The organism is Ochrobactrum sp. 19YEA23 (genome assembly GCF_029909865.1).
Taxonomy (GTDB): domain Bacteria; phylum Pseudomonadota; class Alphaproteobacteria; order Rhizobiales; family Rhizobiaceae; genus Brucella; species Brucella gambitense.
Window position 1 is genome coordinate 47822 of the sequence record NZ_JASAMQ010000008.1, and the last position, 26880, is coordinate 74701.

The following is a 26880-nucleotide window of genomic DNA, read 5'->3' on the forward strand; positions in this document are numbered from 1 at the left end:
GAAATAAGCGTATTTGTGGGGTTCCGCTTTGGGTCATCATTGCCTATAAGGCCCGCTTAGCCCACAGAATTCATACGCTGCCAACCCGCCGGAAAACCGTGCGGGCTTTTCTGGCAGGCTAAGCAGCATGTCACTCGAAAGTGGGAACCGGTTTCGAGACAAAGGCATGCGTAAAACAAGAGCATGATCCCGAAAATGGGAACCGGTTTTCGGATAAGATCATGCGCGCGAAGAAGATAGGATGAGCGCCCATGCCGAAACGTACAGATATCAAATCGATCCTGATTATCGGCGCGGGCCCCATTGTCATCGGCCAGGCTTGCGAGTTCGACTATTCGGGCACCCAGGCCTGTAAGGCGTTGAAAGAGGAAGGCTACCGCATCATCCTCGTCAACTCCAACCCGGCCACGATCATGACCGATCCCGATCTGGCGGACGCGACCTATATCGAGCCGATCACGCCGGAAGTCGTTGCCAAGATCATCGCCAAGGAGCGCCCGGACGCGCTGCTCCCGACCATGGGCGGCCAGACCGCGCTGAACACCGCATTGTCGCTGCGCCGCATGGGCGTGCTGGAGCGCTACAATGTCGAGATGATCGGCGCCAATGCCGAGGCCATCGACAAGGCGGAAGATCGCGCGCTGTTCCGTGAAGCCATGGAAAAGATCGGCCTCGATACGCCCGATTCCATGCTCGCCAATGCGACGGAAATCAAGGACGAGGATCGCAAGCGTCACGAAGCCAAGCGTGCGGAAGTCAAGACCCAGTACACCGGCAGCGACCTCGACAAGGCGCTCGACAAGCTCGAAACCGAATGGCAGCTCGGCGAAGTTGACCGCAAGCAGCGCTACATGACGCATGCCCTTGCCAAGGCAGCGCAGGCGCTCGACTTTGTCGGCCTTCCGGCCATCATCCGCCCGAGCTTCACGCTCGGCGGCACCGGCGGCGGCATTGCTTATAACCGTCAGGAATTCTTCGAAATCATCGAGCGCGGTCTGGACGCATCGCCGACGACCGAAGTTCTGATTGAAGAGTCGGTTCTGGGCTGGAAAGAATATGAAATGGAAGTCGTCCGCGACAAGGCGGACAACTGCATCATCATCTGCTCGATCGAAAATCTCGATCCGATGGGCGTGCACACCGGCGACTCGATCACCGTGGCGCCAGCCCTGACGCTGACCGACAAAGAATACCAGATCATGCGTAACGCCTCGATTGCGGTGCTGCGCGAGATCGGTGTCGAAACCGGCGGCTCCAACGTGCAGTTCGCGATCAACCCGGCCAATGGCCGCATGATCGTCATCGAAATGAACCCGCGCGTCTCGCGCTCTTCGGCTCTGGCTTCCAAGGCAACCGGCTTCCCGATTGCCAAGGTCGCGGCCAAGCTCGCCGTCGGCTACACGCTGGACGAACTCGACAACGACATCACCGGCGGCGCAACGCCAGCCTCGTTCGAACCGTCGATTGACTATGTCGTCACCAAGATCCCGCGTTTTGCCTTCGAAAAGTTCCCCGGCTCCTCGCCGATCCTGACCACCGCCATGAAGTCGGTCGGTGAAGTGATGGCCATCGGTCGTACCTTCCAGGAAAGCTTGCAGAAGGCGCTGCGCGGTCTTGAAACCGGCCTGACCGGCCTCGACGAAATCGCCATTCCGAACATCGAGGAAGGCGACGAGAAGAACGCTATCCGCGCCGCCATCGGCACGCCAACGCCGGATCGTCTGCGCATGGTTGCGCAGGCCATGCGCCTCGGCCTGACCGTCGAGCAGGTGCATGACGCCTCCAAGATCGACCCATGGTTCCTTGAACAGATCGAAGCCATCGTTTCGACCGAAGCGCGCATTCGCGAACATGGCCTGCCGCAGGACGCAGAGAACCTGCGCATGCTGAAGGCAATGGGCTTCTCCGACGCCCGCCTTGCCAGCCTGACGAACAAGGAAGCGACGGACGTCGCCAAGCTGCGCGCCGATCTCGACGTGCATCCGGTCTACAAGCGCATCGATACCTGCGCCGCCGAATTCGCTTCGCCGACCGCTTACATGTACTCGACCTATGAAACGCCCTTCGTCGGCCAGCCGCGTTCGGAAGCCGAAGTCTCGGATCGCAAGAAGGTCGTCATTCTCGGCGGCGGCCCGAACCGTATCGGTCAGGGCATCGAGTTCGATTATTGCTGCTGCCATGCGGCCTTCGCGCTCGGCGATGCCGATTACGAAGCCATCATGATCAACTGCAACCCGGAAACGGTTTCGACCGATTATGACACCTCGGATCGTCTTTATTTCGAACCGCTGACGGCGGAAGACGTGCTGGAAATCCTGCGCGTTGAAAAGGAAAAGGGCACGCTGCACGGCGTTATCGTCCAGTTCGGCGGCCAGACCCCGCTCAAGCTCGCCAATGCGCTTGAAAAGGCTGGCATTCCGATCCTCGGCACCTCGCCGGACGCCATCGACCTTGCGGAAGATCGCGACCGCTTCCAGAAGCTTCTGGTCAAGCTCGACCTGAACCAGCCGAAGAACGGCATTGCCTATTCGGTCGAACAGGCTCGCCTCGTCGCTGCCGACCTCGGTTTCCCGCTGGTCGTTCGCCCGTCTTATGTCCTGGGTGGCCGCGCCATGCAGATCATCCATGACGAGCGCACGCTGCAGGCCTACCTGCTCGACACCGTGCCGGAACTGGTCCCGGAAGACATCAAGGCGAAGTATCCGAACGACAAGACCGGCCAGATCAACACGCTGCTCGGCAAGAACCCGCTTCTGTTCGATACCTACCTGACCCAGGCTATCGAAGTAGACGTCGACTGCCTTTGCGATGGCAAGGACAGCTTTGTTTCGGGCATCATGGAGCATATCGAAGAAGCCGGTATTCACTCGGGCGACAGCGCCTGCTCGCTGCCGGTTCACTCGCTCTCGGCTGAAACCGTTGCCGAACTCGAACGTCAGACGGAAGCACTGGCCAAGGCGCTCAATGTCGGCGGCCTGATGAACGTCCAGTTCGCGATCAAGGATGGCGAAATCTTCATCCTCGAAGTCAACCCGCGCGCTTCGCGTACGGTGCCGTTCGTTGCCAAGACCATCGGCACCCCGATTGCCAAGGTCGCTGCCCGCATTATGGCTGGCGAAAGCCTTGAAGACGCGCTCGGCGCTTACGGCGGTAAGCCGCAGGCACCGTCGCGTCCGCATATCGCGGTCAAGGAAGCCGTGTTCCCGTTCGCCCGCTTCCCGGGCGTCGATACGCTGCTCGGACCGGAAATGCGCTCGACCGGCGAAGTCATGGGCCTCGACTACGACTACGCACTGGCTTTCGCCAAGGCGCAGCTTGGTGCTGGCGTGGAACTGCCGCGTGAAGGCACCGTGTTCGTGTCGGTACGCGACGAAGACAAGGAACGCGTTCTGGCGCCTGTGCGCAAGCTCGCAAGCCTCGGCTTCCGTGTTATGGCAACGGGCGGCACGCAGCGTTTCCTCGCTGACAACGGCGTCGAAGCGATCAAGATCAACAAGGTCATCGAAGGCCGTCCGCATGTGGAAGATGCGATCCGCAATCGTCAGATCCATCTGGTCTTCAACACGACCGATAGCGCCAGCGCCGTGTCCGACTCCAAGTCGATCCGTCGCGCAACGCTGATGCAGAAGCTGCCTTACTACACCACCATGGCAGGTGCCGAATCGGCCGCAGAAGCCATCGCGGCGCTGAAGGCAGGTTCGCTGGAAGTCCGCCCGCTGCAGGATTACTTCCGCGCATAACCCGCTCTATAGATAAACAAAAAAGCCGCCGGAGTGATCCGGCGGCTTTTTTTTATGCGCTCTTCAAAGCAGGAATTTCCAGCGGCTTTCCATCAGGATCTTCTTCCAGATTGACCTGCCGCGAGAAAAGCCCGTTATGCAGGTGCGGCTTGCCCAGATGGATCACCGCGGCTTGCTTCAGCTCATTGTTCAAAATGTCCCGAATGCGATCATAGGCCTCGGCATCGAGCCCATCGAGCGCGCCGTCGATGATGATCCATTGCGGCTCCTGCAAAATGAGCCGCGCAAAGGCGAGACATTGCCGCTCGTCATCGGTCAGCACCCGCTCCCAGCGGGTAACATGATCGAGACTGCCGATAAGCCGCGCAAGCCCGGCGCGCTGCAACACACCTTCCAGTGCTTCGGGCGAGAACTTCTTCAGATCGAACGGATAGACGATCACGCTTTTCAGCGTGCCCGGCGGCAAATAGGGTGCGCGCGGCATGAAGGCGACGCCGTCATTGGCGGGCATGCCGATACGCCCCTCACCCCAGGGCCACAGGCCGCCCAGCGCCCGGAACAGCAATGTGCGTTGCGTCTCGGTTCCACCGGTTACGAGCACCCGCTCACCCGGCTTGACCGCAAAGGCGCTCTTCGACAATCGCAGGCAGATATCGGGTGCTGCGATCGACACATCGTCGAGACTGATTCTGTCGTCCTCGTTGACGGCCAGATCGACCTGACGGTCGAGACGGCCCAATTCATCCATGCGTAGAATCGCCTGCCGGAACGTGGCGACACGAAGCAGCGTCGCGCGCCAGTCGGCGATGGCGCCAAAATTATCCACGAACCAGCGCAGCGAATTGTGCACCTGCGTAAAGGCGCCGACCGCCATCATCAGACCGCCGAAGGTCAGTCCGCCGGAAAAATAGACCGGCGCGGCAACGAGAATCGGCGCGACAATGGTGAGCCAGCCATAACCGGCGGTCACCCAGGTCAATCGCGTGGTCGCATAAACGATCTTGCGAATCGCGGCCAGTACGGCGTCGATATCCAGATCGAGACGACGCCGCTCGTCCGCCTCACCGCGTGAAAGGGTAACAGCATCCAGATGTTCGTTGACCCGCATCAGCGAGGCGCGGAAATCCGCCTCACGGGCATAGCGGTTGGCGTTGATATTGACGAGGTTGCGCCCGACGATCCATGTCAGCCACGATGCGGAGGCGGCATAGATGACCACCGCCCAGACCATATAGCCAGGGATCGGGAAGCTGTAGCCGCCAACATGGAAAATGAAGCCGCTCGACAGCGACCAGAGCACGCCGACGAAGCTCACCAGAATGACTGTCGATTGCAGCAGGTTGATACCGAGATCGCAGGAGGTTTCGGCCAGATGCCGGGCGTCTTCATGCAGACGCTGGTCTGGATTGATGCCAATCTCGCCCGCATTGGCCAGCCGGAACGCTCGCCCCGGCGCCAGCCATTGACCGACCAGATCGCCCGCAAGACCTTCGCGCATCTTCAGCTTGAACATCTGGTTCAGCCATGTCTGCGCGACATTGAGCACCAGCAAAGTACCGGCAATCCCGAAAAAGACCATCAGTTGGTGAAAGAAAGCCTGCAAATCCTTGCGCGCCAGCGCATCATAAAAGGGCTCGTTCCAGCGATTGATTGCAACCTGTCCGATCGCAATCAGCACGATCAGCACAAAAATGCCGGTTCCAAGCGCTATCAGCGCAGTACGCACCGGCGAACTCCAGAAAGCGCCGGTCATCATGGAGAGCTGCGAGAACAGATCGTTGCCGTCGCGGACCGGCTGACGCGTAAGCAAGCCTTTGATGCCCGTACGCTGGGACTTCCCGCGCCTGCGGCTTTTCTTCGGCGCACTGCGCTTCGGCTGCTTCTGTTCCGGTTCAGACGTCATATTTTGCCTCACCACGTGCCCAATCGCTAATCCCTGTGACGAACTCGCGGGCAATTCACAACATGCGCGTTATGCATATCACGCAAAAGTCAAAGAAACGCGATGCCTGACTTTTCCGACATGGTCGATCCGTTTACGTCTTAATATTAGCCCGCAATATTATGTCGAGAACCTTTCTGCTAAGTGCGGTCGGGGCGTGCAATCGCCCAAAAGACTGCGCTTCAGATAAAAATTACCTTCCATTATCGTTAAAGCCGCGATTTTTTTAGCAAATCAACCGCCCTTCACGCATTCTAGCTCTCTTGTGCTGGTCAAATTTGTCGCATATAGTCCGGCAATCGATTTTTCGGTCGAGTGACTTTGAGACCCGTGCGGCCTGCCGTGCTTCCTAACGATCTCCTGTCCATAAATTCGATCCACAGGGACGTGTGCGGAGCATACGGACTAAAAATTACTATCGTTACAAAGGACATTCCCATGGCTACGGGAACAGTTAAATGGTTCAACACGACCAAGGGTTTCGGCTTCATTCAGCCTGACCAGGGCGGCACGGACATTTTCGTTCACATCTCTGCCGTTCAGCGCGCTGGCCTTGCCACGCTCAACGAAGGTCAGAAGGTCTCTTACGAGATCGTGCAGGATCGCCGTTCGGGCCGTTCGTCTGCAGACAACCTCGTCGCAGCCTAATACATTTAGCGGCTGGATGTCCCATCCGGCATTGCCTGAATGTGGCTAGAAATATTGGAGCGCCGATCTGATCGGCGCTCTAATTATTTGTACCGTTTGAAAATTCTCATAGCCTGAATCAAAAAGCGGCATGTGTGTGCGAAATTGGTGATTTTCGAATACCGGAGCGGAGCGTACTTTTAGATACGTGAGCACCGGAATGGAGAAAATTGCAATTTGCAGCCACACAGGACGACTTTTGGAACAGGCTTTCAGGGCAGCCAGTCAAGCGACACATGGCCCGGATGCGCGGCAACGCGTTTAAGCCAGGCCTGAATCGCCGGATATTGCTGCATGTCAAAGCCGCCCAGATGCGCCTCATGCGTATAGGCATAGAGCGCGATATCGGCGACCGTATAAGCCTCGCCCGCCAGATAGGGCGTCTTTTCGAGCTGCGTTTCCATGACGCCAAGCGCCTTGTTACCGCCGTCCTGTAACGAGGCCAGACGTTCCGGTGTCGCCAGCTGTGCCCGTTCCGGATAAAGCCGCAACGCGCGGCTTACCGCCACGAAGGGCTCGTGGCTATATTGTTCGAAAAACAACCACTGATAGACCAGCCCACGCTCATAGGCGTCAGCGGGCAAAAACGGTGTCCCCTCAGCCAGATAGAGAAGCATCGCGTTCGATTCCGCCAGCATGCGTCCATCATCGAGCTCAAGCAAAGGCACCTTGCCATTGGGGTTTTTGGCGAGATAGTCCGTCTTGCGTGTGGAACCGTCCCGCGACGAGACCGTCACATGGCGAAAAGGCTTGCCAAGCAGGGCAAGCAGCAGGCGGGGCTTGTAACAATTTCCTGAATCGGGTTGTCCGTAAATGGTCAGCATCGATGTCTCCTGTTTCGTAGCACTATCTCTGCCTGCGTCACGGCCTGTCCAATCAGTTTCATTGAGATATTATGTCAGCAAGACTGATCTATCCGGCACTTTTCGCAACACATTTTCGAGAAAACCCCGAAATACCGGCCAAATGCCAATCCATCTGTTGCGATTCCTTTGCCGATGCGACATAGAAAATTCGCAAAACCGCGCCGTTCCCAGTGCGGTTAACAGAGCCTGCCATCTATGGAGATCTATCATGGCATTTCTCGCCGACGCCCTTTCCCGCGTAAAGCCATCTGCGACCATCGCGGTCAGCCAGAAAGCACGCGAACTGAAAGCCAAAGGCAAGGACGTGATCGGTCTCGGTGCGGGCGAACCCGATTTCGACACGCCAGACAATATCAAGCAGGCCGCCATCGACGCGATCAATCGCGGCGAAACGAAGTACACGCCTGTTGCCGGTATCCCTGAACTGCGCAAGGCCATCGTCGCCAAGTTCAAGCGTGAAAACGGTCTCGACTACACGCCGGATCAGGTGATCGTCGGCACGGGCGGCAAGCAGATCCTGTTCAACGCCTTCATGGCCACGCTGAACCCCGGCGATGAAGTCATCGTGCCTGCGCCTTACTGGGTCAGCTATCCGGAAATGGTCGCGATCAACGGCGGTACGCCGGTGTTCATCAACACCAAGATCGAAGACAATTTCAAACTGACCGCCGCCGATCTGGAAAAGGCCATCACGCCGAAGACCAAGTGGCTGATCTTCAACTCGCCGTCGAACCCGACGGGCGCTGCCTATACGGAAGCCGAGCTGAAGGCGCTGACGGACGTTCTCGTGCGTCACCCGCAGGTCTGGATCCTGACCGACGACATGTATGAGCATCTGGTCTATGGCGATTTCGTCTTCACGACGCCTGCCCAGGTCGAGCCGTCGCTCTATGAGCGCACGCTGACCATGAACGGCGTTTCCAAGGCCTATGCAATGACCGGCTGGCGCATCGGTTACGCCGCTGGCCCGCTACAGCTTATCAAGGCCATGGACATGGTGCAGGGTCAGCAGACCTCCGGCGCCTGCTCGATTGCCCAGTGGGCTGCGGTTGAAGCACTCAACGGCACGCAGGACTTTATCCCGAAGAACAAGGAAATCTTCCAGGCTCGTCGCGATCTGGTCGTATCGATGCTCAATCAGGCCAAGGGCATCCAGTGCCCAACGCCAGAAGGCGCATTCTACGTCTACCCGTCCTGCGCTGACCTGATCGGCAAGAAGACCGAAGCTGGCAAGGTTATCGAAACCGACGAAGATTTCGTCACCGAGCTGCTCGAAGCAGAAGGCGTTGCCGTGGTTCACGGTTCGGCTTTCGGCCTCGGACCGAACTTCCGCATTTCCTATGCAACGTCCGATGAGCTGCTCGAAGAAGCCTGCAACCGCATCCAGCGCTTCTGCGCCAGCTTGCGCTAATCACTTCGAAACGATGAATGACAAAGGGGCCTCACGGCCCCTTTTTCGTATCTGCGCTTTAAATACTAATCGTCGAGGCCCCTGTCAGAACAGACAGCTGGAAGACAAACGGTATCTGTAGTTTGTTCAGCTCAGCCATCACGGCCAAGAAACAGGCGAAAAGCCAAAAAAAAAGCCAGACAAATGTCTGGCTTTGAGTTTTGAAGGTGCCTTTGAGGCAAACCTCCAGAGGGGAACACTCAGCCCGCGCAAATGGGAGGAGGAAACGCGGCGCTGAGATGATTGTTATATGCTCCCTGCTCATGATTTTTGCAATGCAACTTTAGCGCAATGCTGCCATGCGTTTACTGCATAGCTCAGACGCGCAATTATATGATGTAAAAACAAATAGTTACCGATAAATTGCCCGTCACGAGACGCCGCAAGCTCAAATAAGAGCGCCTATGGAACAGGCATCAATACAACCGGACTGCCTGCAAAATCAGCAAATCACCTATGGCTGATTCCCCACAGAAGATGTCACCCAACTGTCATCCTGGCGCATCAGGACTGTCACACAAGAGGCATACAAGCCCCCGCAGAAGCCGCTGCATAAGCAAGTCAGCAGCGGCAAACGCGGCCTTTAGAGTGCATTTCGGATCGATGACATCAAACCGTGCTCTAAGGTGCTGTTAAGAGCCACTATCTCGACGCCAAATATACTTATTTGTCTAAGGAATGCTCTGAACGGCACCGCTGCGATCGTCCCACAAGCCACGAGGGAGCGCACCCATGCGGATCGTTCAAATCACCGACACCCATCTCAGCCCGATCAAGACGCATTTCAACCCGAACTGGGAACCGCTCGTGGCGTGGGTCGAGCAGCAGAAGCCCGACCTGATCATTCACACCGGCGACCTTGCCGTTGACGGCGCCGATGTCGAAGCCGATCTCGAATTCTGCCGCAGCTGTTTCGAACAGCTCTCCGCCCCTGTCCTCAGTGTGCCGGGCAATCACGACATCGGCCATCTGCCGGAAAGCCACCAGCCGGTCAATGCTGAGCGCCTTGCGCGCTGGCAGCGCCATATTGGTCCCGACCGCTGGGCCAAAGACCTCGGCGAATGGCTGATCGTCGGCCTCAACAGCCTGATCATCGGCACCGGCAGTGAGGAAGAGGAAGAACAGTTCCAGTGGCTGGAAAATGTACTGGAAAACGCAGGCGGCAAGCCCGTCGCCGTCTTCGCGCATAAGCCGCTCTTTGTCGATGATCCAGAAGAAGGCGACAGCGGCTATTGGGGCATCCGCCCGGTTGCACGCCAGCGTCTCTATGACCTCTTCGCACAATATAACGTGCAGCTACATGCCAGTGGCCACCTGCACCGCGCTTGGGCGGGCGAAGCTTTCGGTACCAGCTATATCTGGGGACCGGCGGCGGCCTTCATCGTTGGCGCGATGGAGCGCGATCTGCCCGGCGAGCGTATTCTCGGCGCTGTCGTGCACGAGCTTGGCGAAACGGCGACAAGCACCATCGTCCGCATTGAAGAACTGACGCCTTACGTGATCGACGACGTGGTGCACGAAGTCTATCCGCATCATAGCGGCGACGGCGAAAAGGTCAGCGAAGAGGCAAGCCAATGAGCACGCTGGCCATTCGCGATATCGGGAAGTCCTATGGCGGCAACCGCATTCTGGACGGCATCAGCATCGACGTGGCGGAGGGCGAATTCATCGCCCTCGTCGGCCCGTCGGGCTGCGGAAAGAGCACGCTTTTGCGCATTCTTGCTGGCCTTGATCATGCCGACGAAGGCGATGTTTCTCTTGCAGGCCGCGACATCACGGGCGCGCATCCAGCCGACCGCAATATCGCGATGGTCTTCCAGTCTTATGCCTTGTACCCGCACCTGACCGCCGCGCAGAACATCGCCGTGCCGCTGGCCATGCGCGATATGACCACAGCCGAACGCCTGCCCTTCGTTGGGCCGCTTGTTCCCGGCCAGCGCGCCAAACGCGCCGCGATCCAGAAGCAGGTGAAAACCACCGCCGCCAGCCTGAAAATCGATCATCTTCTCGACCGCAAGCCCGGCCAGATGTCGGGCGGTCAGCGCCAGCGTGTCGCGCTTGCCCGTGCGCTCGTGCGCCAGCCCGGCGTTTTCCTTATGGATGAACCGCTGTCCAATCTCGATGCCAATCTGCGCGTTCATACCCGCGCCGAGATTGTCGATCTGCATCGCCGCGCCGGTGTTCCGACGATCTATGTAACGCATGATCAGGCTGAAGCGCTCAGTATGGCCGACCGCGTGGCCGTCATGATGGGCGGCAAGCTGCTGCAAATCGATACGCCGACCGCGATCTATAACGATCCGCGCCATATCGAAGTGGCCCAGTTCATCGGCACCCCGCGCATCAACATTCTGGACGCTTTGGTCAGCGATCAGGGCAGCGTCCATTTCGCTGGCCGTCCCATTCTTCAGAACGTTGCCGCCTATGCGGGCACGACGATCCGCGTCGGCATCCGTCCGGAACATTTCCGCCTTCTGCCGCATGACAAGACCGGCATCACCGGGACAGTGTCGCGCATCGAATTTCTCGGCTCCGAGGTACTGGTCTATGTAAAAGCGCCGGGCTCGGCGCAGGAACTGATCGTCAAGCTGGAACCCGTCAAAGCCGACCATATAGCGCCCGGATTGCCGGTTGGCCTGCATTTCGATGCAGATAACGCCTATCTCTTCGGCGATGACGGCGCGCGTCTGCGCCAGCCCGCCGGGAATGTGGTGACTATCGCACCGGTGGAAAAGGCAGTGGCCCATGTCTGACATCGCCCTTGCCCGGCCCGGCGCAGTCAGCGCCCGCACTGCCGCCGAAAACGCGCGGCGGCGCGAGGAACGACTGGCCTGGAAACTCGCCTCGCCAGCCATTCTCCTGACAGTGCTCCTGATCCTTTTGCCGACCGCGGCTGTTGTCTTTTGGAGCTTTACCAATTTCGAGCTTGGCTATGCCGGTTTCGAATTCATCGGCCTCGACAATTATGTCGAGCTGTTCAGCGACCGCACCTTTCTCATCTCCTTGAAGAACACCGCGATCTATACGGCCATTGTCGCACCGGCTTCGGTGTTTCTCGGCCTTGGCGTCGCGATCCTCATTGAAGGCGAAGTGCGCGGAAAGTCTTTCTTCCGCACCGTGTATTTTCTGCCGGTTGCCTCGCTGCTCGTTGCCATGGCGACCGTCTGGCAATACCTGCTTCATCCCACGCTTGGCCCCGTCAATGCGCTGCTCGGCATGATCGGCATTACAGGCCCCAACTGGCTTGGCTCCAGCGACACGGCTTTGATCAGCCTTGCGCTGATTGGCGTCTGGCAAAGCGTCGGCTTCAACATGGTGCTGTTTCTGGCGGGCCTCACCGCCATTCCGCGCGAGCTTTATTCCGCCGCCGAAGTGGACGGCGTGAAAAGCAGCTGGGAGCGCTTTCGCCTTGTCACCTGGCCCTTGCTCGGACCGACCACGCTGTTTGTCACGACCATCAGCATCATCAATGCCGTCAAGGTTTTCGAAACCGTAAAGACGCTCACCGAAGGCGGTCCGAACAAGGCCACCGAAGTTCTGCTCTGGAGCATCTATCAAGAAGGTTTTGTCTTCCTCCGCGTCGGTTACGCCTCGGCCATGACCGTGATTTTCCTCGCCGTGCTGATCGTTCTGATGCTGCTCCAGTTCCGTGTGCTGGACCGCCGCACGCATTATTGAGGGGACCTTCCATGTCACTTGCCCGTTCGTTTCGCCTCGGTCTTCTCTCCTTTGGTGCGCTGCTTTTTCTGGCGCCCTATATCTTCATGCTGTCCACCGCAGCCAAGTCGCAGCAGGACATTTTCTCGTCGTCGCTGTCGTTGATCCCGCATAACTGGGCGCTCTTGGACAATGTCACCAAAGCCCTCACCCGCGTGCCCATGGGGCTACTGCTGTTCAACGGCGTCGTCGTCTGCGGACTGGTGCTGGTGGTGCAGGTGGTGATCGCCATTCCCTGCGCATATGCCATGGCGAAACTCAACTTTCGCGGCCAGCGCGCCATGATGGTTCTCGTCATGCTGGGGCTGCTGGTTCCGATCCACGCAACTGCACTGCCCTTCTATGTCGGCTTCAACCAGCTTGGCGTGCTGAACAGCTATTTTGCACTGAGCGCACCGTTCTTCATCTCGGTGTTCGGCATATTCCTGTTCCTGCAATTCTTCCGCGCCATGCCCGATGATCTCATCAGCGCCGCCCGCCTCGACGGCATGTCGGAAGCAGGCATCGTCATGCGTGTGATCGTGCCGAATGCCTGGCCCGCCATCACCGCCTTTTCCATCTTTTCCGTCGTCGCACACTGGAACGATCTGTTCTGGCCGCTGATCGTCGTCAACGGGATGGAACGCGCCACGCCGCCGCTCGGCCTGCTCTACTTCCGCGCAGCCGAAGCCGGTGACGACTACGGCGCGCTGATGGCCGCCACACTCATCATCACCTTGCCCCTGCTGCTGGCATTCCTTGCCGCCCAGCGCCGCTTCATCGAGGGCATCACCCTTACCGGCCTCAAAGGCTGACCTCTTACGCCTATCCCACTCACAGGAGTTGATCATGAAACGCCTTGCAAGTGCACTTGGTGCCCTCGCTACCCTGACCATCGGCCTCGGCTCGCCAGCCTTTGCCGACACCACGCTCAACGTGCATTATCCAATGCCCGGCTTCTTCAAGGATGTCATGGCCGACATCTCCAAGAAGTTCATGGAAGAAAATCCGGACATCAAGATCAACTTCGTCAGCCCTTCCGCCACCTATGAGGAAGGCATCCAGACGATCATGCGTCAGGCTGGCACGTCGGAAATGCCGGATATCACCTTCACCGGCCTCAACCGTCTGCGCGTTCTTGCCGAACGCAATATCGGCGTCGACATGAAGCCGCTGGTCGACAAGGAAAAGGATATGGAAGCGCAGGGCTTCACCGATCATATCCTCAAGCTTGCCCGCGTCGGCGACCGTCAGGTTGGCCTTGCTTTCGCAACCTCCAACCCGATCATGTACTATAATGCCGATCTCGTGCGCGCAGCCGGTGGCAACCCCGACACGCCGCCCACGACCTGGGACGAAGTGATCGCGCTCGGCGGCAAGATCAAGGCGCTCGGCAACGGCAATGAAGGCATCGACTTCCGCTGGCAGGGCGACGACTGGATGTTCTCTGCACTTCTGTTCGGCGCAGGCGGCACTATGCTGACCGAAGACGAGAAGAAGGTCGCCTTCGACGGACCGGAAGGCCTTGCCGCGCTGAAACTCGTTGACCGCATGGTCAAAGAAGGCGGTTTGCCGGTTCTGACCAAGGCTGCTGGCGAACAGGCCTTTGCTGCTGGCAAGGTGGGCTTTGCCTTCCAGACCACGGGCGCATTGCGCAACACGATCAAGAATGTCGGCGACAAGTTTGATATGCGCACTGCAAAAATCCCGCTCATCAACCCGGAAAAGGGTCGTCTGCCAACCGGCGGCAATGCGGTTGTAATCCTCACCGAAGATCAGTCCAAGGTCGATGCTGCCTGGAAATTCGCGAAGTTTGCCGCTGGTCCTTACGGCGCTTCGGTTGTGGTTCCGGGCACCGGTTACGTGCCGAACAACGATCTGGCCGCCAAGTCGGATGAATATCTCGGCAAGTTCTACGAAGAAAACCCGCTCTTCAAGGCTGGTCTCAGCCAGATGTCGATCATGGTGCCTTGGTATGCCTTCCCCGGCTCCAACGGCGTGAAGGTGACGCAGACCATCGTCGACGGTCTCTCCCGTCTGGTCGAACAGTCCGCCACCCCGGAAGACGTCCTCGCCGATACCGCCAAGGACGTGCAGCGTCTCCTGCCACGCAAGTAACAGCGCGCAGCCAAGACACCTCAAAACCAAAAGGCCGCGCTGGCAAACCAGCGCGGCCTTTCTGTCATCAATGAAAAATGGCGATCAATAGGTCCAGTTGCGCGCCTTAGAGAACAGGAAGTCTCTGAACGCATGCAGCTTGGCGGAATTCTTCAATGCTTCGGGATAGCAGAAGAATGTATCGAAGGACGGAATTTCCTCCAGTTCCGGCACAAGCTGTACCAGACCGGATTCCTTGTCGGCCATATAATCCGGGAGCACGGCGATGCCGACACCCCGCTGTACGGCGCGGCGCACCGACAGAAGATTATTCACCTGCAAGGCCGGAATGCGCGTGCTGCCGTCGGTGCGGCCTGCAACTTCCAGCCAGTTCAAACCGGTCAGATAGCTTGGTGCCGGCTCGCCGAACGTTACGATACGATGCTGGTCGAGTTCGTCGATCGAATTCAGCTTGCCATATTTCGAAACATAGCCCGCCGATGCATAAAGATGCATATGCACTGTGAACAGACGGCGCTGAATCAGGTCCGGCTGCTGCGGCTGGCGCAGACGCAAGGCGCAGTCCGCGTGACGCATGGTCAGATCCAGCTCCTCATTGTCGAGGATCAGCTGAAGGTGGATATCCGGATAAAGCTCGACGAATTCCTGGATGCGTTCGATCAGCCAGCCGGAGCCAAGGCCCACCGTCGTGGTAACGCGCAGGCGTCCCGTCGGCTTTTCCTTGCTCTCGGCCAGTTTGGAGCGAACATTCTCCAGCTTCATCAACACGTCATGCGCCGTGCGATAAAGTGTTTCGCCCTGTTCCGTCAAAATCAGCCCGCGCGCGTGGCGGTGGAACAGCGGCACGCCGACATCCTGTTCCAGCGCACTGACCTGACGCGAAATAGCCGATTGCGACAAATGCAATGTCTGCGCGGCATGGGTGAACGACCCTGCTTCCGCCGCAGCATGAAAAATGCGCAGTTTATCCCAGTCGAGCGGTGCGACCACGATTTCCCCCTCGTTACTCCGCCGCTTCGTGCAGCGGTTCCTGTGCGGCCAGCCAGCGCTCGGCCTCGAGCGCTGCCATGCAGCCCATACCGGCGGCGGTCACGGCCTGCCGGTAAATATCGTCGGTGACGTCGCCAGCGGCATAAATGCCCGGAACATCGGTGGCGGTGGAATCGGGCGCGGTCCACAGATAGCCGTTCGGCTTCTGCTTCAGCTTGCCTTCGAACAGCGACACGGCAGGCGCATGACCGATGGCGACAAAGACGCCATGCGTGTCGACTTCCGTGGTCTCACCAGTCACGACATTCTTCAGGCGCACGCCGGTAACGGTCGCGCCCATCGGAGGCTTGGCCTGCGTACCCAGAATTTCATCGATCACGCTGTTCCAGACCACGCTGACATTGGCCCGCGACAGGAGACGATCCTGCATGATCTTTTCCGCGCGGAAACCCTCGCGGCGATGGACCACAGTCACGCTCTTGGCGATGTGCGACAGGTAAAGCGCTTCTTCGACAGCCGTGTTGCCGCCGCCGACCACAACCACATCCTTGCCGCGATAGAAGAAGCCGTCGCAGGTAGCGCAAGCCGAAACGCCGCCGCCCATGAAGGTCTGTTCGCTGTCGAGGCCGAGCCACTTGGCCTGCGCGCCAGTCGCGATGATCAGCGCGTCACAGGTATAGACCGCGCCGGAATCTGCGGTCAGGCGGAACGGGCGCACCTTGGTGTCAACCTCGGTGATGATATCATGAACGATTTCCGCGCCGACATGTTCTGCCTGCTTGGCCATCTGTTCCATCATCCATGGGCCTTGCACAGGTTCGGCATAGCCCGGATAATTTTCCACGTCGGTGGTGATCATCAACTGACCACCCTGCTGCAGACCGGCAATGACGATGGGCTTCAACATCGCGCGCGCTGCGTAAATCGCGGCGGTATAACCAGCAGGACCTGAGCCAATGACAATGACGGGCGCATGACGCTGAGACATGAGGTTCCTCTCCGGTCCTAAAATCGATTTAAAGCGAGGGGCGCATGACGGACCGGAATCGCTTTCGCACCCGGCATATCTGTGCCCTGATATTATGGCCAAGGTAGGTCTGCCACACCTGCTTTGCAAGGTTTGACGGGCATTTGCTGCGCTTTAGCCACAGCTTGTGACACTTAGGTAATAGGAAGCGCCTCCCCGCATTGCGACCGGGTCGATCTCACGTTAAACAGACAGGAAAAACAACGCCCAACTGTCCACAAATCGACCCACAAACGGCCGGAGACGACCGCCATCTATAAGACAGTCGCCAATATCTGCGCGCGCTTCGGCCTCATCATGGCGGCCGCCATGCTCCTGCCTGCCGCAATCGACCTGCGCGACGGCAGTGACGACTGGCTGATCTTCGTGCGTTCGGCCGCAGCCACCGGCGCGCTTTCCGCGCTGATCCTTTTCGCGACACAAAGCCCGTCAACGCGCTTCACGCCGCGCCTCGGTTTTCTGCTCACGGTCTGCATCTGGCTGACCGCGAGCTTCCTCGGCTCGATACCGCTTTATTTCTCTCATCTGCCGATCAGCTACGCCACCGCCTTTTTCGAAGCCATGTCCGGCGTGACCTCCACCGGCGCAACGGCGTTGACCGGCCTCGACAATATGCAGCGCGGCATTCTGCTCTGGCGGTCCCTTCTCTGCTGGATCGGGGGCATCGGCTTCATCGGCTTGGCGCTTCTGATGCTGCCGTCGCTGCGCGCTGGCGGTCTCGCGCTCTTTCATATGGAAAATTCCGACAAGTCGGAAAAGATCCTGCCCCGCATGAACCAGATCGCGCTTGGTATCATTCTGGCCTATCTAAGCCTGACGGCTGCCTGCATCATCAGCTATTTCATGGTTGGAATGAGCGTTTTCGACGCCATCAATCACGGCCTGACGACTGTGGCCACGGCTGGCTTCTCCACGCATGACAACTCGCTCGGTTTTTACCACGGCAACCGCCTGCTGCTGGTCGTGGCGACCGTGTTCATGATTCTCTCGGCCCTGCCCTTCGTGCTCTATATCAAGGCTTTCATGCCCAAGCGGCTGGAATCGCTGGCCGATCCGCAGGTCAAACTGTTCTTCACCATCGTCATCGGTTTCAGCTTCATCCTTGCTGTCGTCTTGCGGCTTGGCCTGGACGTACCTTTTGGCGATGCGCTGATTTCGGCCTCGTTCCACTTCGTGTCTGTCATCACGACCACCGGCTATGCGACGGAAGACTATTCGCTCTGGGGCCCGCCCGCCCTTGGCATTTTCTTCCTCGCCTCGTTCCTCGGAAGCTGCGCAGGTTCCACCTCGGGCGGTATCAAGATGAACCGCCTGATCATCCTGTGGAGCCTGACACAAGCGAGCCTTTCCCGCCTTATCGTGCCGCATGCCGTCACCAAGATGCGCTATGGCTCATCGGAGATTTCGGGAGAAATCGCCCAGAACGTGCTGCTGTATCTCTTCCTCTATTGTTCATCGCTGGTCATCGGCGCGGTGCTTCTGGCGTCACTCGGCCTCGACTTTGTGTCGGCCTTCACCGGCGCGCTGACTGCGCTCTCCAATGTCGGCCCCGGCCTTGGCGAAACAATCGGTCCGGTTGGCAATTTTTCCACCATCCATGACCCGGCTCTCTGGGTGCTGTCCTTCCTCATGCTGGCGGGACGACTGGAGCTTGTGACCGTATATATCCTGTTCACACGCGCTTTTTGGGTGCGTTGACAGAGCTTTAGACGGTTTACACGCCACGGATTCATTTGATATTAGCATGATTAGATTGCGCTGTGACGGCGCTGGATATTCTATAATTACCTCTGAATGAAATTTCCTTGCGCGCGGAGTCATGCATGCCGATCAAGGCCGATCTGGACGAAATCGATTGGAAAATCCTGCGGGAGCTCCAGAACAACGGGCGCATCACCAATGTCGAGCTGGCCGAACGGGTTGGCATTTCGGCTCCTCCCTGCCTTCGCCGGGTCCGCAAACTCGAGGAAAGCGGCGTCATTCGGGGCTATCGCGCCATTCTCAACGGCAATGCACTTGGACAGGATCTGGTCGCGTTCTGCTCGGTTGGTCTGCACCGTCAGGCTGATGCCGATCTGAAGGCTTTTGCTGAGAAAACCAAACAATGGCCGCTGGTACGCCGTGCATGGATGGTTTCGGGCGAATCCGACTTCCTGCTTCATTGCGTTGCGCGCGATCTGAATACGTTCCAGACCTTCGTTATCGAGGAACTGACCGCAGCACCAAATGTGGACTCTGTCCGCACCGCGCTGACCATTCGTCCGGTCAAGGACGAACCGCTGATGATTCTCTAAATCAATACGTTGAGACGTAAGCGCTTAAAGCCGGGAACAGTTAGCTCCCGGCGAATACGCGCTCATAGACACCGCTGATCGCAGCGGCTTCCTTTTCGAGCGGGAAATTGGCGCGCACATGGGCGAGCGCCGTTTCGCCGTCACGCTCGGCCATTGCCGGGTCTGCGAGATAAGGCTCTATGGCTTTGCGCAAGGCTTCGCCATCTCCGGCGGCCACGAAACTGCCGGTTCCGTCCACGATCATTTCGGAATAAGCGCCAGCATCACTTGCCACCACGGCGGTCTTCGATGCCATGGCTTCGAGCGGCGTGAGGCCAAAGCCTTCATTGCGCGACGGCGCAACATAAAGCGTCAGGCGGCGATACCAGACCCGAATATCGGGAACTTCGCCGAGAATGAGAATGCGGTCCTGCAAACCGGCGGCGGCAATCCTTGCCTTGAGGCCATCCTCGAAGGATTGGTGTTCCGCCGTGGTTCGCCCGGTGATGATCGCCGTCCATTCCGGATAATCCGGCAGAAGCGCAATCATCGCATCGACAAAGAGATCGGTGCCCTTGGAATGCCGCACGCGTCCGAAACAACCGATTGCGTATTTGCCCGGCAGGCCGGACGCAGCAAACGTATCTTCCTCGCCGACTGGCGGGTGAAAGCGCTCCAGATCGATGCCATGCATGATCACGTCATGCGGCACTTCCAGAAAACTGCCCGAGCGCCCGCTGGTGGCGATGACCGCATTCATGCGGCGGATGAGCCATTTGGTGAAAGGCTTGTGATTGCGCTGTGCTGCTGAAGTGAACACCAGCCGGAGTTTCATACGCAGAACATGACGCATGAAAATACCGGCGAGCATTTCGATATTGCGCCGCGCGTGCCAGATCCGGAAGCGCCGCTTTTTGGGCGCTGACCAGAAGGACAAAAGAGCACCCCACCCCAGATGCGGCAGGCTGTCCGGCAAACCCGGTCCCATTGTGGCAATGTTCAACCCCTTCGCACGCTGCAAAGGAATGAGCTGGACAATTGTCGAGGTCACGCCGGAAAGGCGCTGCTTGAAGTTGGGAGCTACAACCTCGACACTTTGAACGGGAACCTGGTTTGAATGGAGCACAGCGATCAGACGAATTTCAGCGTAACGATCTCATAGGAACGCGAGCCGCCCGGTGCATTGACCTCGATCGTATCACCTTCGGTTTTGCCGATCATGGCGCGCGCAATTGGCGACGAGATCGAAATGCGGCCTTCCTTCACATCGGCTTCCTGATCGCCGACGATCTGATAGACCTTCTCTTCTTCGGTGTCTTCGTCGATCAGCGTGACCGTCGCACCGAACTTGATTCGGTCGCCGCTCAGCTTGGTAACGTCGATCACTTCGGCGCGCGCAACGACATCTTCCAGCTCGTTGATGCGGCCTTCATTTAGGCTCTGGGCTTCCTTGGCGGCGTGATATTCGGCGTTTTCCGACAGATCGCCATGGGCACGCGCTTCAGCGATAGCCTCGATGATCCGAGGACGCTCGTTTTGCTGACGCCAGCGGAGCTCTTCCTTGAGCTTTTCGAAACCGCGAGGGGTCATAGGGAACTTTTCCATACCCAGTCCTTTCCTTCGCCCGGCGCCCGTCTCTTTCCAAGAACTCAACGCGCCGGCAGTTTGGTTGCCCGCCGCACCCCGCCAGCGAAACAACGCTGCGAGGTGCCCTCCGGGAGCTGCAACACCCCCCGATACACAAAAAGAAAACGGTCACCGAAACACCCGTTTCGGAACCGTTCAAACGACTAATTCGCAGAACTATAGCATTTCTGGCGATCTTTTCACGCGGAAAAAAACCACCCCTGTCAAATCTCCAGACAAAGAGCTTATTTTAGAGACACATCTGCAGTGATGTCGCAGAAAGCAGACGCCCCTTGCCGCGCCACCCGCCTTTTGCCTATAGGTTAGGCAATTCCGGCGGCCAAATAGGCCCGGACCTTCTTCTTTTGCAATCCGAGGCCATGATGACGCGCACGCAAGCCAATTTTGTCCTGCTTCTGGCTGGCGTGATCTGGGGCATGGGTTTTGTCGCCCAGTCGACCGCGATGGCCAGCATTGGACCGTTCCTGTTTATCGGCATTCGCTCCGCCATTGCAGCACTCACTGTGCTGCCATGGGCGCTAGCCGAAGGCCGTCGTGCGCCTGCCCGTTTGAAGGCTTCCGACTATAGCTATTTCATTGTCGTGGGCGCTGTGCTCTTCACCGGCCTGCTGCTGCAACAGATCGGCCTCATCACCACGTCGGTCACCAATGCCGGTTTTCTGACCGGGCTTTATGTCGTGATGGTGCCAGTTCTGGGCGTGCTCTTGTTCCGCACATGGCCACATCCGATCGTCTGGCCAAGCGCCGCCTTCTGTCTGGCCGGGATTTTCCTGCTGTCGGGCGGGGAGCTGACCGCGCTCAAAACCGGCGACTGGCTGGTGATCTGCGGCGCAACATTCTGGGCCATGCAGGTGCTGCTGATCAGCCGCGCCAACCGCGCCGGACGCCCAATTATGCTGAGCTGCGTTCAGTTTGCTACCGCCGCCGTTATCGGACTGGCCATTGCATCGATTGTTGAGGACTTCAACTGGAACGCCATCGCCCTGACATGGAAAGAAATCCTGTTCACCGGCGTGTTCTCGTCGGGCATCGCCTTTACGCTGCAAGCCATCGGCCAGCGTTATACGACCTCCGCACAGGCTGCGATCTTCCTGTCTTCGGAAGCGCTGTTCGCGGCCATGTTCGGAGCGATCTTCCTCGGCGAGCGGCTGAGCTTCATCGGTTTCATCGGCTGCGGCATGCTGTTTGCGGCCATGCTGGCCGTCGAGCTTGTCCCGATGTTCTGGAACCGCAAGGACGAACCGGTTCCAGCGACGGAACCGGCCAATTAAGCTTTACGCCTTGAAGATCAGCGCTGCGCCGCCTGCGATGAAGGCAAAGCCCAGCAGGTGGTGCCAGGTGAAGGCTTCCTTCAGATAGAAGACCGAGAACAGGCTGAAGATCACCAACGTGATCACTTCCTGTATCGTCTTGAGCTGAGCCGCCGAATAGACTTCGTGCCCGATACGATTGGCCGGAACTGCGAGACAATATTCGATCAGCGCGATACCCCAGCTGATGAAAATCACTATAACCAGCGGCGTATTGGTGAATTTCAGATGGCCGTACCATGCAAAGGTCATGAAAATGTTCGAGCCGACCAGAAGCAGGATCGGTAGGATGCTTGGCGAAATCAGTGCTGACATGGGTGAAACTTTTGGGACCGGGAGGATGGTCTTATTTGCGGTTTGGCCCTGAACCACGAGGGTAAGCGATAGAGCATTTCCGGCAAAAGTGCGAAATGGTTTTGCGTGACGCGGTGCGAAAAAACTAAGTCGGCGATCAAAACATAGAGAGCATCACAGGCTCACCCTCACATTGCCCAGATTGCGCCACAGCGCTTAACGTGAGCACTGACTCTTCCTTTACGCTTCTCTCATAGGATACAGGAAACGCCGGATTCCCACCGGAAAGGCCCCACGAGCAGAAGGCAAGGACATGAGTTTTGCGTTGTCCGCCATCACAGATCACGATCTTGCGCGCTCGCGACTGCGCCGTTTTGGTCCTGCGGCTTCCCTGCTCCTGTTGATACTGGCGGCTGGCTGTTCAGGCGAGCGCCCGCCGCGTCCGCAAGCCGATGTCGGAAATTCGGATATCATGGTGCCCAGCACGGATGTGGTCAGCGCCCCGATGCCCTCCGCTCCGGTCGCCGATGTGCCGATGGAACCCGCGCCTGTGGCTAGCTCGCCCATGCCCGACGCCGCCATGACACCAACGCCCCAGCAGGACCGCGTCGTCGGACTGGCGGAGGAAGAAGAAACCCATACCGCCCAGCCCGCACCGCAAAACGAACCGCAATATGCGGGCGATTACGGCTTCACAGCGCCGGTCCAAAACCCGGTCACGGCGGCTGAAAACATCTACACCATGTCGAATTCGGAAGCGGCGTGCCGTACGCGCCTTAAAAAACTCGGCGTGGTCTTCAAGGAAAAGCCGCCGATCTATCGCAGCGCGTCGTGCAATATCAGCAATCCGATTGAAGTGTCGGGTTTCAACAGCGGCTCCATCGCCTTCAAACCGGCGGCAACGCTGAACTGTCAGGTGACGGAAACCTTTGCGCGCTGGATCAAGGGCGATCTGCAACCCGCCGCGCGCCTGCGCTATCTGTCCGGCATCAACACGATCTACAATGCGGGCGGCTATTCCTGCCGCACGATGAACCATCGCCGCGGCGCGAAAATGTCGGAGCATTCGCGCGGCAACGCCATCGACGTAACCCGGATCAAGCTGAACAACGGCAAGGACATTTCGGTGCGCAGACCCGGCTTCTTCGCTTTCCGCGAAAAAGGCCTGCTTAACAGCGTTCGTTCAGATGCCTGCGATTATTTCACCACGGTGCTCGGACCGGGCTACAACCCGGAACATGCAGACCATTTTCACTTCGATCTGATGCAGCGTCGAAGCGGCTATCGTGCTTGCAAATAAAAACCCGGCGAAAACGCCGGGTTGATATTAAGAGAAGAGGGCTTCCGGCCTATTCTTCCGGGACCGGAGACGGCTTGCCGTCCTTGTCCAGCGCGACCATGACGAATTCGCCATGCGTCACCAGTTCCATGCGCTGCTGGGAAGCGCGCTGCGCCCAGGCTTCGACGCGCAAGGTGATCGAGGTACGACCGACTTTGGTAATTTCCGTATAGACACACAATACGTCGCCGATCTTCACCGGTTTAGCAAAGGACATCTCGCGCACGGCTGCGGTGACGACGCGGCTACGCGCGCGCTCTTCCGCACGAATACCGGAGGCCGAGTCCATCTGCGACATGACCCAGCCACCAAAAATATCGAACGCCGAATTGGCGTCCTTCGGCATGGCCGGAACGCGCAAGGTCAGTTCGCCTTTGGGCTTATCTGCAACGCTCATCAATCAATCCTTTAAACAAAAATGATTCTGCCGGATTATGAGACAAACTCATCATGAAAAACATGCGGCATCGCACCCTGCTCGTCTCGCGGTTCCGACAAGAGGCTTGCGCCCTCCCATCAACAGTTCGCGATTGCCTCGACTTCCTGACAACCTTCTGTCAGGAGCCGGCCGGCAGGAACCCACAACAAGTTGGATTTTACCGCCGTGCTCTTTTCATTTGCATGGCGAAATTCCATATTAGCGACATGGCTTCCTCCAAAAACAGATACACTCAGGATTCGCACGACGCAGCTGACGGCTTTGGCGAAAAGCCGCATTCAAGCGGTTTCGGCGAAATGCCTCAGGCCGAATACTCAGGCACGCCGCTCAGTGGCTCCATCGCCGACTGGGCGAAGGAAATTGGCGACGAGGCGACAAAGCCTGCCGCCAAATCCTCGAAACCTGCCAAGACACCGAAGAAGATCCCCGAGCGCAGCAAGGAAGCAACGCGCAGCGGTCGCGGCACGTCGATGGGCGGCGCGGCTTCCGCCAAGGAGCGCGCAGCCGCAGGCCTCAATCCGGTCGCAGGCCTTGATATCAGTCTGGAAGATGCTGCAGGACTAAACGCGTCGGGTGCGACAGCAACCGTCAAGGCGCTGTCCGACCTGATCGAATCCGGCAATCCGCTGTTCAAGAACGGACAGCTCTGGACGCCGCACCGCCCTGCCCGCCCGGACAAATCCGAAGGTGGCATTCCTATCGAGATGGAGACGCCGTTCGAACCGTCCGGTGACCAGCCGACGGCGATCCGCGATCTGGTCGAAGGGCTGACCAATGACGACCGGACACAGGTGCTGCTCGGCGTCACCGGCTCCGGCAAGACCTTCACCATGGCCAAGGTCATCCAGGAGACCCAGCGTCCGGCCCTGATCCTCGCGCCCAACAAGACATTGGCGGCGCAGCTTTACGGTGAGTTCAAGAACTTCTTCCCGAACAATGCGGTCGAGTATTTCGTCTCCTATTACGACTACTACCAGCCGGAAGCCTATGTGCCGCGCTCAGACACCTATATCGAGAAGGAATCCTCGATCAACGAACAGATCGACCGTATGCGCCACTCGGCGACGCGTTCGCTGCTCGAGCGCGACGACGTAATCATCGTCGCTTCGGTCTCCTGCATCTACGGTATCGGTTCGGTCGAAACCTATACGGCCATGACCTTCGAAATGAAGATCGGCGACCGGCTCGACCAGCGGCAATTGCTCGCCGATCTCGTGGCGCAGCAATATAAGCGTCAGGACATCAATTTCGTACGCGGCTCGTTCCGCGTCCGTGGCGATACGATTGAAATCTTCCCGGCCCACTTGGAAGACCGGGCATGGCGCATTTCGCTGTTCGGCGACGAAATCGAGACCATCACTGAGTTCGACCCGCTCACCGGCCAGAAGACCGGCGATCTGAAGTCGGTCAAGATCTACGCAAATTCGCACTATGTCACGCCGCGACCCACGCTTAATCAGGCGATGAAGTCGATCAAGGAAGAGCTGAAGCATCGCCTGATCGAATTGAACAATGCCGGACGTCTGCTGGAAGCGCAGCGGCTGGAACAGCGCACGACTTTCGACCTCGAAATGCTGGAGGCAACCGGCTCCTGCGCGGGCATTGAAAACTATTCGCGCTATCTGACCGGCCGCAATCCCGGTGAACCACCGCCGACCCTGTTCGAGTATATCCCGGACAACGCACTGGTTTTCATCGACGAAAGCCACGTCACCGTCCCGCAGATCGGCGGCATGTATCGCGGCGACTTCAGGCGCAAGGCGACGCTGGCCGAATATGGCTTCCGTCTGCCGTCCTGCATGGACAACCGTCCGCTCCGCTTCGAGGAATGGGACGCCATGCGTCCGCAGACCATTGCCGTTTCGGCAACGCCGGGCGGCTGGGAAATGGAAGAAGCGGGCGGCGTCTTTGCCGAACAGGTCATTCGCCCGACCGGCCTTATCGATCCGCCAGTGGAAATCCGCCCCGCCAAGACCCAGGTCGATGACGTGCTTGGCGAAATACGCGACACGGCAAAGAAGGGTTACCGCACGCTGGTCACGGTTTTGACCAAGCGCATGGCGGAAGACCTGACCGAATACCTGCACGAACAGGGCGTGCGCGTGCGCTATATGCACTCGGATATCGACACGCTGGAGCGTATCGAGATTATCCGCGATCTGCGCCTTGGCGCGTTCGACGTGCTCATTGGCATCAATCTGCTGCGTGAAGGTCTCGACATTCCCGAATGCGGTTTCGTCGCCATTCTCGACGCCGACAAGGAAGGCTTCCTGCGGTCTGAAACCTCACTGGTCCAGACCATCGGCCGTGCCGCGCGTAACGTTGATGGCAAGGTTATTCTCTACGCCGACAACATCACCGGCTCGATGCAGCGCGCCATGGATGAAACCAGCCGCCGTCGCGAAAAGCAGGTCGCCTATAATGAAGAGCATGGCATCACACCGGCTTCGGTGAAGAAGAATATTTCGGACATTCTGAACTCGGTCTACGAACGCGACCATGTCCGCGCCGACATTTCGGGCTTTGCCGAAGAAGGCGGAATGATGGGCAACAATCTTCAGGCCCATCTGGAATATCTGGAGAAGCAGATGCGCGATGCCGCCGCCGATCTCGACTTCGAAAAGGCTGCGCGCCTGCGCGACGAGATCAAGCGCCTGCGCGAAACCGAACTGGCCATTGCCGACGACCCGCTGGCGCGCGAGGTGGAACTGGAAAGCCCTGTTACGGGACGCACCAAGGGCCGCCATAATGCGGGGCGCAAGGCGCATCGCACAGTTGATGACACAGGCGGCAAGTCGCTGTTCCAGAAGCCGTCGCTCGACAATATGGGACCGGGCACCGATATGGCGAAGCCACGCCACGAAGGCCCTCTGCCTACCGCGCCGGAGACGAAATTCCGCAAGAATACACTGGATGAAATGACAGTGAAGCGGACGGAAATTCCAGCCGGTGGAGAGGCCCCAGTTCGCCGCGAGCGCGCCGGTATCGGTTCTTACGAAGACCCGGCGGAAGTATCCCGCAAGAAACGGCGGCCCGGCAAAACCGGCCGTCCGGGAAGATAA

At 58.5% G+C, this 26880-nt stretch carries 21 protein-coding genes; 13 read left to right on the forward strand and 8 right to left on the reverse strand.

Translation table 11 applies throughout. The annotated features are described in order from the left end of the window. The first annotated feature begins 251 nt into the window (after nucleotides 1-251). Complete coding sequence (gene carB, locus QBD01_RS19340; protein WP_138785223.1) at nucleotides 252-3740, forward strand: carbamoyl-phosphate synthase large subunit; 3489 nt, start codon at nucleotides 252-254, stop codon at nucleotides 3738-3740. A gap of 52 nt (nucleotides 3741-3792) precedes the next feature. Here the strand turns inward: carB and QBD01_RS19345 are convergent, their stop codons facing one another. Beyond that, nucleotides 3793-5643 carry an ABC transporter ATP-binding protein/permease gene (locus QBD01_RS19345; protein ID WP_182521004.1) on the reverse strand — a complete coding sequence of 617 codons (1851 nt, stop codon included), beginning with the start codon at nucleotides 5641-5643 and terminating at the stop codon, nucleotides 3793-3795. A gap of 477 nt (nucleotides 5644-6120) precedes the next feature. Between QBD01_RS19345 and QBD01_RS19350 the strand changes: the two genes are divergently transcribed. Then, entirely contained in the window at nucleotides 6121-6330 is a 210-nt protein-coding gene (locus QBD01_RS19350) for a cold-shock protein (RefSeq protein WP_078338706.1), read from the forward strand. 251 nt (nucleotides 6331-6581) lie between these two features. Here QBD01_RS19350 and QBD01_RS19355 read toward each other — a convergent pair whose 3' ends face one another. Beyond that, nucleotides 6582-7193 (reverse strand): glutathione S-transferase family protein, encoded by a 612-nt coding sequence (locus QBD01_RS19355; protein ID WP_280994142.1) that lies wholly within the window; start codon nucleotides 7191-7193, stop codon nucleotides 6582-6584. A 250-nt stretch (nucleotides 7194-7443) separates the two neighbouring features. On the opposite strand from QBD01_RS19355, the gene QBD01_RS19360 reads away from it, so the two are divergent. The 6 genes from QBD01_RS19360 (at nucleotide 7444) to QBD01_RS19385 (ending at nucleotide 14499) form a co-directional block, all read left to right on the forward strand. Then, entirely contained in the window at nucleotides 7444-8646 is a 1203-nt protein-coding gene (locus QBD01_RS19360) for a pyridoxal phosphate-dependent aminotransferase (RefSeq protein WP_280994143.1), read from the forward strand. A gap of 771 nt (nucleotides 8647-9417) precedes the next feature. Further along, nucleotides 9418-10263, forward strand: coding sequence for a metallophosphoesterase (locus tag QBD01_RS19365; protein ID WP_280994144.1), 846 nt, complete (start codon nucleotides 9418-9420; stop codon nucleotides 10261-10263). Then, nucleotides 10260-11438, forward strand: a complete 1179-nt coding sequence (locus QBD01_RS19370; protein ID WP_280994145.1) for an ABC transporter ATP-binding protein — start codon at nucleotides 10260-10262, stop codon at nucleotides 11436-11438. The genes QBD01_RS19365 and QBD01_RS19370 overlap by 4 nt, the downstream gene beginning before the upstream one ends. Further along, nucleotides 11431-12363 (forward strand): carbohydrate ABC transporter permease, encoded by a 933-nt coding sequence (locus QBD01_RS19375; protein ID WP_182520999.1) that lies wholly within the window; start codon nucleotides 11431-11433, stop codon nucleotides 12361-12363. Before QBD01_RS19370 ends, QBD01_RS19375 begins: the two co-directional genes overlap by 8 nt. An 11-nt stretch (nucleotides 12364-12374) precedes the next feature. Next, entirely contained in the window at nucleotides 12375-13196 is an 822-nt protein-coding gene (locus QBD01_RS19380) for a carbohydrate ABC transporter permease (protein WP_280994146.1), read from the forward strand. A 34-nt stretch (nucleotides 13197-13230) separates the two neighbouring features. Further along, entirely contained in the window at nucleotides 13231-14499 is a 1269-nt protein-coding gene (locus QBD01_RS19385; RefSeq protein WP_280994147.1) for an ABC transporter substrate-binding protein, read from the forward strand. An 84-nt stretch (nucleotides 14500-14583) separates the two neighbouring features. Here the strand turns inward: QBD01_RS19385 and QBD01_RS19390 are convergent, their stop codons facing one another. After that, the gene (locus QBD01_RS19390) at nucleotides 14584-15489 is read right to left on the reverse strand and encodes a LysR family transcriptional regulator (RefSeq protein WP_078338714.1); all 906 of its coding nucleotides are present in this window, start codon (nucleotides 15487-15489) and stop codon (nucleotides 14584-14586) included. 13 nt (nucleotides 15490-15502) lie between these two features. Continuing rightward, entirely contained in the window at nucleotides 15503-16477 is a 975-nt protein-coding gene (trxB, locus tag QBD01_RS19395) for a thioredoxin-disulfide reductase (protein ID WP_280994148.1), read from the reverse strand. Nucleotides 16478-16813: 336 nt separating this feature from the next. On the opposite strand from trxB, the gene QBD01_RS19400 reads away from it, so the two are divergent. After that, a complete protein-coding gene (locus QBD01_RS19400) occupies nucleotides 16814-18214 on the forward strand; it encodes a TrkH family potassium uptake protein (protein WP_182520994.1) in 1401 nt (466 codons plus the stop codon). A gap of 125 nt (nucleotides 18215-18339) precedes the next feature. Then, nucleotides 18340-18810 (forward strand): Lrp/AsnC family transcriptional regulator, encoded by a 471-nt coding sequence (locus tag QBD01_RS19405; RefSeq protein WP_095447076.1) that lies wholly within the window; start codon nucleotides 18340-18342, stop codon nucleotides 18808-18810. 40 nt (nucleotides 18811-18850) lie between these two features. Here the strand turns inward: QBD01_RS19405 and QBD01_RS19410 are convergent, their stop codons facing one another. Together QBD01_RS19410 and greA are read right to left on the reverse strand one after the other, a co-directional pair. After that, nucleotides 18851-19915: a glycosyltransferase family 4 protein gene (locus tag QBD01_RS19410; RefSeq protein WP_280994149.1), complete on the reverse strand. Its 1065-nt coding sequence runs from the start codon at nucleotides 19913-19915 to the stop codon at nucleotides 18851-18853. 5 nt (nucleotides 19916-19920) lie between these two features. Next, nucleotides 19921-20394, reverse strand: a complete 474-nt coding sequence (greA, locus tag QBD01_RS19415) for a transcription elongation factor GreA (protein ID WP_078338718.1) — start codon at nucleotides 20392-20394, stop codon at nucleotides 19921-19923. 404 nt (nucleotides 20395-20798) lie between these two features. Here greA and QBD01_RS19420 point away from each other — a divergent pair, with 404 nt between their 5' ends. Beyond that, the gene (locus QBD01_RS19420) at nucleotides 20799-21707 is read left to right on the forward strand and encodes a DMT family transporter (protein ID WP_280994261.1); all 909 of its coding nucleotides are present in this window, start codon (nucleotides 20799-20801) and stop codon (nucleotides 21705-21707) included. A gap of 3 nt (nucleotides 21708-21710) precedes the next feature. Here the strand turns inward: QBD01_RS19420 and QBD01_RS19425 are convergent, their stop codons facing one another. After that, the gene (locus QBD01_RS19425) at nucleotides 21711-22061 is read right to left on the reverse strand and encodes a DMT family protein (protein ID WP_078338719.1); all 351 of its coding nucleotides are present in this window, start codon (nucleotides 22059-22061) and stop codon (nucleotides 21711-21713) included. Between the two features lie 292 nt (nucleotides 22062-22353). Here QBD01_RS19425 and QBD01_RS19430 point away from each other — a divergent pair, with 292 nt between their 5' ends. Further along, the gene (locus QBD01_RS19430; protein ID WP_280994150.1) at nucleotides 22354-23340 is read left to right on the forward strand and encodes an extensin family protein; all 987 of its coding nucleotides are present in this window, start codon (nucleotides 22354-22356) and stop codon (nucleotides 23338-23340) included. Nucleotides 23341-23389: 49 nt separating this feature from the next. On the opposite strand, the gene QBD01_RS19435 is transcribed toward QBD01_RS19430, so the two are convergent. Continuing rightward, nucleotides 23390-23776: an acyl-CoA thioesterase gene (locus QBD01_RS19435; protein WP_280994151.1), complete on the reverse strand. Its 387-nt coding sequence runs from the start codon at nucleotides 23774-23776 to the stop codon at nucleotides 23390-23392. A 248-nt stretch (nucleotides 23777-24024) separates the two neighbouring features. Between QBD01_RS19435 and uvrB the strand changes: the two genes are divergently transcribed. Continuing rightward, on the forward strand, nucleotides 24025-26880 hold the full coding sequence (gene uvrB / locus QBD01_RS19440) for an excinuclease ABC subunit UvrB (protein ID WP_280994152.1): 2856 nt from the start codon (nucleotides 24025-24027) through the stop codon (nucleotides 26878-26880).